This window comes from Butyrivibrio sp. XBB1001 (assembly GCF_000424505.1).
In the GTDB taxonomy this organism is placed as follows: Bacteria; Bacillota; Clostridia; order Lachnospirales; family Lachnospiraceae; genus Butyrivibrio.
The window spans coordinates 1-7,374 of record NZ_AUKA01000032.1; the positions used below are offsets into that span (position 1 = coordinate 1).

The 7,374-nt window shown below is 40.4% G+C and carries 12 protein-coding genes; all 12 read right to left on the minus strand.

Features of this window, described 5'->3' with window-relative positions:
• On the minus strand, window positions 1-521 hold a 521-nt coding region (locus G631_RS0115700), incomplete at its 3' end, for an MFS transporter (protein WP_026490249.1).
• 74 nt (window positions 522-595) lie between these two features.
• Window positions 596-1,360 carry a nucleoside phosphorylase gene (locus G631_RS0115705; RefSeq protein WP_026490250.1) on the minus strand — a complete coding sequence of 255 codons (765 nt, stop codon included), beginning with the start codon at window positions 1,358-1,360 and terminating at the stop codon, window positions 596-598.
• A gap of 118 nt (window positions 1,361-1,478) precedes the next feature.
• On the minus strand, window positions 1,479-2,534 hold the full coding sequence (locus tag G631_RS0115710; protein WP_155833949.1) for a hypothetical protein: 1,056 nt from the start codon (window positions 2,532-2,534) through the stop codon (window positions 1,479-1,481).
• Window positions 2,535-2,612: 78 nt separating this feature from the next.
• Window positions 2,613-3,089, minus strand: coding sequence for a pyridoxamine 5'-phosphate oxidase family protein (locus G631_RS0115715; protein ID WP_026490252.1), 477 nt, complete (start codon window positions 3,087-3,089; stop codon window positions 2,613-2,615).
• An 87-nt stretch (window positions 3,090-3,176) separates the two neighbouring features.
• Window positions 3,177-3,455, minus strand: coding sequence for a hypothetical protein (locus tag G631_RS0115720; protein WP_026490253.1), 279 nt, complete (start codon window positions 3,453-3,455; stop codon window positions 3,177-3,179).
• A 49-nt stretch (window positions 3,456-3,504) separates the two neighbouring features.
• Window positions 3,505-4,056 carry a GNAT family N-acetyltransferase gene (locus tag G631_RS0115725; protein WP_026490254.1) on the minus strand — a complete coding sequence of 184 codons (552 nt, stop codon included), beginning with the start codon at window positions 4,054-4,056 and terminating at the stop codon, window positions 3,505-3,507.
• Between the two features lie 272 nt (window positions 4,057-4,328).
• The gene (locus G631_RS0115735; protein WP_035789936.1) at window positions 4,329-4,811 is read right to left on the minus strand and encodes an NUDIX hydrolase; all 483 of its coding nucleotides are present in this window, start codon (window positions 4,809-4,811) and stop codon (window positions 4,329-4,331) included.
• A 150-nt stretch (window positions 4,812-4,961) separates the two neighbouring features.
• Entirely contained in the window at window positions 4,962-5,336 is a 375-nt protein-coding gene (locus G631_RS0115740; RefSeq protein WP_026490256.1) for a hypothetical protein, read from the minus strand.
• A gap of 60 nt (window positions 5,337-5,396) precedes the next feature.
• Window positions 5,397-5,834: a hypothetical protein gene (locus tag G631_RS0115745; RefSeq protein WP_026490257.1), complete on the minus strand. Its 438-nt coding sequence runs from the start codon at window positions 5,832-5,834 to the stop codon at window positions 5,397-5,399.
• 52 nt (window positions 5,835-5,886) lie between these two features.
• Complete coding sequence (locus tag G631_RS0115750; protein ID WP_026490258.1) at window positions 5,887-6,381, minus strand: hypothetical protein; 495 nt, start codon at window positions 6,379-6,381, stop codon at window positions 5,887-5,889.
• A gap of 34 nt (window positions 6,382-6,415) precedes the next feature.
• Window positions 6,416-6,547 carry a hypothetical protein gene (locus G631_RS21475; RefSeq protein ID WP_255345445.1) on the minus strand — a complete coding sequence of 44 codons (132 nt, stop codon included), beginning with the start codon at window positions 6,545-6,547 and terminating at the stop codon, window positions 6,416-6,418.
• A 416-nt stretch (window positions 6,548-6,963) separates the two neighbouring features.
• A partial coding sequence (locus tag G631_RS21240) for a transposase (RefSeq protein WP_242829113.1) occupies window positions 6,964-7,374 on the minus strand: 411 nt, incomplete at its 5' end.

A 7,374-nucleotide genomic window follows, 5' to 3' on the forward strand; every position in this document is an offset into this window, starting at 1 on the left:
GTTGTAAAAAGGTCGTCTGTACCTTTTACAAGAGCTGTTACAAAAAGCAGTACCGGTCCGAGAAACGCGCCAAGCTGATCCAGAAACTCCTGATAGGCAAAGCCTTTTCCGGTTCCGATCTCGCTAGCCGCAAAGCTTACCAATGTGTTTTTGGCAGGCTTTTTTATCGCTTTTCCGATACGCTCCAGGATCACAAGACCGCAGGCCCAAATCCAGCCATGTTCAGGTACGAGTGCCAGTGCAGGAATCGCCAGAGCCTGTATTACATAGCCTGTGATAACAAATGTCCAGTATTTCTTCGTTTTATCTGCTATAAATCCGGATATGAGCCTTAGTGAATACCCGCACAATTCTCCTATACCGGACACAAATCCGATGGTTGCAGCGGATGCCCCTGCGAGGTTCAGATATTCGCCCAATATGCTTCTGGCGCCTTCATGAGTCATGTCCGAAAACAGACTTACGATTCCCATCAGGGTTATAAATATTATGGCGCCAGACAAAACCTTTTTTTTATCCATGTTCTACTCCACTAATCCCGATTTGCTTATTTCATTATCCTGTAAATATTCATATCTTCTTCAAATAAAAATACTTACTGAGCTTCTACGACATATTTTGCAAGTTCGAGTGCCATTCTGAAATGCCCCACATCATGCTGCCCCTTATCTCCGTCTGCCTCGAAACGGGAATCCCATTCGGGAGCATCAAGAAGATCTCCGCTCGTAAAAAATACATACAGATCAAGGTTTCTGAAAATACACATTGCCTGAACTCCTGCGCTTTCCATCTCTACCGAGATACATCCGTCTGCCCTGCGTTTTTCGAAATTATTCCTTGTCTCGCGGTAGAAAGAATCTGTTGTCCAGGTTTGTCCGAGAGCATAAGGAATCTTATTCTCCGACATGAACTTTTCAACTATTTTACTGTTCGGAATATCTATATAATCTGATGCCGGAGCATAACGATAGGATGTTCCTTCATCCCTGTAAGCGGCTGTAGGAACCATTACCTTTCCGTGCGCTATCTCTTTGTTGAGGCATCCCGCTCCTCCAAACAGAACATATTTATAACAATCAAGTTCTACCGTTGAGTCTTCTATGAGAGCAGAGGTTATCGGTGCACCTACAAATGTTCTGAAGAATGCAATTCTCTTATTATCGCTTTCTATCAGGTAGATTGGTGTTTTACCTGAAGCTGACCAGAGATCAGCAATTTCCTCTGATGCATAATTATCAGCCACATATTTCTCAATCTCATGAGAAAATGTAACTATACATACGTCCACCTTCACGGCATCCGGCTTTTTTATCAGATTTATTATTGCTTCCGACTTGTTGTCAAAGGTCTCTGTTATCATCCTACTGTCCTCATTTTTAAATTGATCACCAGTTTTACGTGTAGAATTATAGTTGGTTTTATTTCAGAAATAACAAGCCATCCAGACGGCAGCATTCTATGAATCGACTCGTGGCTGCTCAGTTGCCTGTGTCTGAACTCCCCTTTGCATACGACTCATATGTTTCATTTATCCACACTGTGAAATCCTTATAGATTTCCGAAAACTCTTTTCCATAGACAGTTTTTGACATGGTCATGAGATTTTTATCAAGATTATCCATAAAGGTGTCTATGCCATAAGTCTCTACAAGATATTCTATTATACAGCCCGCCTCAATATAGGAACAGTCATCTGCATGCATATACTGCTGCATATCATCAGTCCTTGTATCCCAGGAGGTTTTAATATTTTGGTATTCCTGACCAATAAATGCGCCATTTGCATAGCATAAACCATTGTAATGATAAATATTCTTGAGCTTGATGACGTTTTCCTCAGCATCCCAAAAATCAGAATTTTTGAGGTCTTCAAGATATTCCTCAGGCGCCCCATAATTACTCTTTTTACACATTCTGTTCTCGCAGACGAGCATTGATATATACTCAGCAATTCCTTCCGAACAAAAGTACGAATCCGGATGCACCTTAGTATATACAAAAGTAAGGTAATGCACATATTCATGAAGCAGCGCACATTCAGCCTGTTTCCAGTCGCCAAATAGTTTTATGAAATGGCTTACCGGGTGGCAATATGCACCGGCATAAGCTGAAGCCTCCGCTTTATTGCAAAAATCCGTATAGATTTCGACTGGCTGAACTTCTTCACTAATATAGTCTTCTAAAGCTTTTCTAGCATCTGCAAAGTCCTGGTCAACCATACCAAGTACTTCTTCTAAGCCTGCAAAAAAAGCTTCTTCGCCCATAAGTTCAATATCATCTGCTGCAAGATACCATACAGTAGACTTTGTCCTAACAACATAAGGATATGTTGCTCTTTTACCAGAATCTTTTGAATCATTTTCTTCTATTGCAAAACCTGCCACAAGACTTCCTGTGCCGATAATTTCCACATACCCATCATCTGTAATCTCGTTTCCTATCGGGGACTCTGAATCAGTAGTATTAGCACATCCCGCCATACTAATAGCAGCCGCCATAATAATTCCAAGATATCGCAGTTTTCTAATCTTCATTGTCATTCCTTTCAAGTCTGCTTCAATTCAATCCTAATTGATGATCAGTTCACTTTAACTTCCAATAGGACTTACTTGTCAAGACTCATTAACCATTTTCCCCGTCATATGTTCAGGAGAAAACTCCAGACATTGAACTCTTGGAAATGCATTATTAAGTTCTTTCTCCAGATACTCTGCATCATCAGTAAACTTCCTGGTCAGCGCAGTACATATATCTCTTGCCTTATCTTCATTTTCAACAAGGCAGATTCTGCCAAAAAGAATGACACTTTTTATATTAAGAGCCCAATCGCCTTTCTTCCGATAGCCCTCGTCATATACACAGTAACTGGCTTTATCGCAGGCTTTTATAGAGTCAATCTTATGTCCCTCTTTAGCTCCATGAAAGTAGATCTTTCCATCCTCTTCACAATACCAATGGTCTATTGGAATTCCATAAGGGTACCCATCATCTCCTATCAGTGAAAGAACGCCTCTTTTTGTATTCTTCAAAACCTCAATGCACTCTGCATCAGAAATCTGCTGCTTAAATCTTCTCATTTTCCTAAACATCGTAAACGCCTCACTCTTTTCCTAAATTCTTCAGTCCTGTTATTCCAATTACAATCTTAATTCTGACTCTCATATCCAATCCCCATTTTATACGATGTACTCCGCAAGCGCCAAGGCTATATTGAAATGCCCTGCATCATGCTGTCCGCCATCATCATTATCTTTGTTTCGCTCATCCCACTCAGGAGCATCAAGCAGATCTCCGCTTGTAAAGAATGGATACAACTCCAGTCCCCGGAAATCGCAAACTGCCTGCACCGCAGCACATTCCATTTCTACAGAAATACACCCATCTGCTTTGTGCTTTTCAAATTTCACAGGATTGATGATTGCCGGAGATTTATTATCAAATGAATCTGTTATCATGTACTGCTTCCTCCCTTCTCCACACGCCCTTGTCACTTAGGCCGCCTCATCACTCAAATATATTTGCCATTATGATCTCATCCCTATATGTGCCATCCTTTAGCTTGAATGCTCTAGGATTCATCCCATATTCCTGAAATCCCATCTTCTTGTACATGTGCCTTGCTCTGTCGTTATCGCTATAAACTCCAAGTTCTACCTGCTCAAAACCATTTGCCTTTGCCTGGTCCAAGGCAATCTTCATCATGAAGCTTCCAAGCCCCATTCCAGTATACTTCTGTCGGATTGACATTCCAAGATATGCCCGATGAAGATATTTAATATGTGGTCTTATGAGAGTTACGCCTAGATCTCCAATGAGTTCATCTCCAATATAAGCGCTTACCATGAAGTCCCTGTCGCTTTCAGCAATACTTCCAAGAATCTCTGTGATCTTCTCAAGGCTAAACTGACCATCTTCGGGTTCTCTTGCCATGAAATGAGTCTCTGCAGAAGTTGCTTCCCTATGAAGCTTAACTTTCATAGCATCCTCAGGACCTGCACTCCTAATAGTAATCTCTCTCCCATCAGGTAAAATGTATTTGCGCTCCTCTATTCTCATATCCACCTCCGAAAAAATAAGCCCCATCAAACTCTCGCTTGATGAGGCCTTAAATACTATATCAGTTATAAAGCACTATCTATGCCTTACAATTTGACTTATCCTCATCATGCATATCAAAAACAGACCCCTGAATCATATCCACGGATGTTGTAATGACCTTATACATTGTGACGAGCATAAGTCTTTCCATAACGTCTCTCTTTCTGAAAAATATTAGTCGTAAGTATAATTGACTGACAAATTGATGTCAATACAATTTTTCTCTGATTTCAACGCTCATCCGTCAAAAAATGCTTAACCACATTTACAGGATGCAGCAATTCTGTTCTGAAAAACTCCGGATAAAACTTAACCGGATCATCAGGTGCAATCCACTTAAGAAACTCTTCATGCTCATCCTCGGTAAAACTGTTACACTCCGGCTCAAAGTCCTCAGGTACTTTCATGTAAAAGAAGAAAGATATCTCATATATCAGCTTTCCGAGATTAGACTCTGCGTCCCCATAAAAATAGTTTTCATTTATGAATCCAAGCCTGTCCACTTCCATGCGGACACCGGTCTCTTCATATACTTCTCGGATTACCGCTTCCTCAGCAGTTTCTCCGAACTTAATTCTGCCGCCTACAGAATACAAATACTCCGGTCTGATATTATTCCCGACCATTAGGAATTTTCCATCCTTAAGAATGATTGCTCCTACTCTGATGTTTATAAGTCCATTGTCACATGGCACTGTCATGTCCATACTCATATCCAAACACTCCCTCCAACAAACATATTTCAACTATATCAAAAAGAAGCGCTGTTTAACAGTATTATTACTGCCAAACAACGCCCTTTCTTAAGCGATTATATTCCGGTTTTCCTTACTATAGATATATTACTTTGGTAGTCTAAACCCTTATATTGGCTCATATACTGTTCCCTTAAATAACTGGTACAATATCGGATACCACTTATCATCATCAACATAGTTGCATACCGGACAATACGCATGAGTAGAAAACAGCTCTGTTATTATACTTAAAACAAATAGGATTAGCGAAATAATTGCCAAGTATTTATACAGGAAGTGTTTGTTCTGCTTTTTTACCGAAATAGCAAACACTGCAAGTGCCGCAAGACTCATAATAACTGGTGGTTCGACTTCGGCATAATCTATATGATGCGCTGCAATCTGATACGCGGTCCAATGTATATATATAAATGAAATGCAGATAAGCGCGGCAGTTCCCACTATAAGAATAATAGTAGCTATAACCCTTTTATAAACCATTTTCACATACTTCCTTCTTTTTGATTATTGTTAGTCAATTATGCTGAAATTCAAAGGTTTTTATCCGGAGATATCGCCGTACAACTCCCGCTGAATTCTTGCTGCCTCCTCGGAAAATGAAATCGTATGCCAATAATCCTTGACAGCAATCTCAATCACCTTTATTGGCTTTACCGGTGTTCTGGAAAGCCATTCCCATTCATCGACAAGTTCAAAGGAATCCGACGGCAGAACATATACATAGCCTTTTCCGTTTGGATTAATGGCCCCGTAGCGCAGGTAGCTTTTGATCCCGTCAGAATCAAATGATAATTTTCCCTCAGGACAGTCCGGGTAGAAGCGAAACGGCAGTGCAAAAGGAATTACTTCCTCCATCGTTGCTGCCGCGTAAATCCCCATTTGGGCTTCAGCCTCACATTGTCCGTTCGCCTGTCGCGGCATCAGGATGTCAAATAAATACTGGCTGCCGTGGTATACCACCTTCGGTTTCTCCTTCATAGACAACCTCCACACTTTGCTTTGATTCTTCGCTCGTTAAACCTGAAAGATACTATCTCTTAACGGCAAAATTCATAATCCCGTTGATGGTATGAATCACAAAAAATGGAACCGCCGTTCCTGCCAACAGGTAATTTCCCTGCCAAAGTCCTAAAAACAAATAGTACAACGGAACAACGGCAAACTGAGTGATTATGATCAGCCATCCATACTGGTAACCCATATAGTACAGTATCCATCCAATAAAGTTGATCAGGATCATCAGAATCATAAGAAAAAGAAATATCTTTTCTTTTGTTGTTTCTTTCGGAATAAGTTTAACATCATCCCTTACAATCAACATCAGCAGAATCATAGACAAAATACCAAATATTCCCTGTACTGTACCAATCCATTTGATCTCATTCGACATATTCATGATTGGATTTGATGCAGGTTTTATCAATGGCATAACGATATATGGAATCTCTTGTATCACAAATGCTGCTATACCTATAAACGATATTCCCAAGTAATAGTTCTTGAACAAATGTAAAAACTTTATCATATTACCCGTCCTCGTTAAACTGAAAGTTATATTTTTAATGCCCTTCTATGTTGTCTGGAAAAGGCGCATCACCATATACTGTAATGATAAAGCTCCCATCTGTCTTTTCCAGCTCACGATACTCGTATTTTGCATCAAATATGCGGTCCACTTCATCTTCAGCCATGTCTGATTTGAATGTGACCTTTTCCCTATCATCTTTTCCGACAACTTATGGATTATCATACCTTTTTTCAGACAAAAATAAAATAGCTCCGGACATCAACTAATCAAATCTTGATTCCAGAGCTATTACAATCATGCCTCCGTATTACCACTTAAATACTGCAAGCCTGTTGTTGATGTTCTTGCCCACAATAGCAAAGAGTCTTCAGCGTATTGAATATTTCTTCATCTCTTCGTTATAGTTCGTCTCGGACACAAGGCTCATCCTTGGTTCAAGGGCAAGATATTGATCCATCCGTGTGGCACTCGACTTCAGAGTACAGTTTGTGAAGGACTTGCCCGCTCCAAATACCGATATATTCATACTTTGGACTCCATGAACTACCCTCACCGACTCCACGTTGGAAAGGGTTTCTGTTATGCCGCATGGCGGCATGAACCTGCAGGATGCTCTACGCACCCTGCAGAACAGGGCATGTCCACTATGCCTCTATCCCATTGGCTTACCTTTGGGAATACTTTTCTTAAGATGTTTGCAGCTCCATTTATGTCTGCATTTGTTATTGTACCATCGTAGTGCCTGTAAAGTCCTCTCTGTATCCTCTTGCCTGAAAAAGCGAAGTTCTCTTTCGCATTCTTTTTATACACAGGGATATAGTCTTTTGCAAGAAAGTCTGCCTTTGATGTGTAGCTTTCTTCCGTGAGAACAAACTTTATACCATATTCAGCAAGTTTGTATCTGAGCATGTCTGCAAATATCAGCATTGGTATCTGCACAAAGTTCTGGTTATTGACATGTCCTATACCTATTTCCTGTTTCTGGTATGT

Bases quoted from the DNA above. Each gene is read 5' to 3' on its own strand.
- G631_RS0115705 (WP_026490250.1), bottom strand. From the start codon at position 1,360: ATGATAACAGAGACCTTTGACAACAAGTCGGAAGCAATAATAAATCTG.
- G631_RS0115710 (WP_155833949.1), bottom strand. From the start codon at position 2,534: ATGAAGATTAGAAAACTGCGATATCTTGGAATTATTATGGCGGCTGCT.
- G631_RS0115715 (WP_026490252.1), bottom strand. From the start codon at position 3,089: ATGTTTAGGAAAATGAGAAGATTTAAGCAGCAGATTTCTGATGCAGAG.
- G631_RS0115720 (WP_026490253.1), bottom strand. From the start codon at position 3,455: ATGATAACAGATTCATTTGATAATAAATCTCCGGCAATCATCAATCCT.
- G631_RS0115725 (WP_026490254.1), bottom strand. From the start codon at position 4,056: ATGAGAATAGAGGAGCGCAAATACATTTTACCTGATGGGAGAGAGATT.
- G631_RS0115735 (WP_035789936.1), bottom strand. From the start codon at position 4,811: ATGAGTATGGACATGACAGTGCCATGTGACAATGGACTTATAAACATC.
- G631_RS0115740 (WP_026490256.1), bottom strand. From the start codon at position 5,336: ATGGTTTATAAAAGGGTTATAGCTACTATTATTCTTATAGTGGGAACT.
- G631_RS0115745 (WP_026490257.1), bottom strand. From the start codon at position 5,834: ATGAAGGAGAAACCGAAGGTGGTATACCACGGCAGCCAGTATTTATTT.
- G631_RS0115750 (WP_026490258.1), bottom strand. From the start codon at position 6,381: ATGATAAAGTTTTTACATTTGTTCAAGAACTATTACTTGGGAATATCG.
- G631_RS21475 (WP_255345445.1), bottom strand. From the start codon at position 6,547: ATGGCTGAAGATGAAGTGGACCGCATATTTGATGCAAAATACGAGTAT.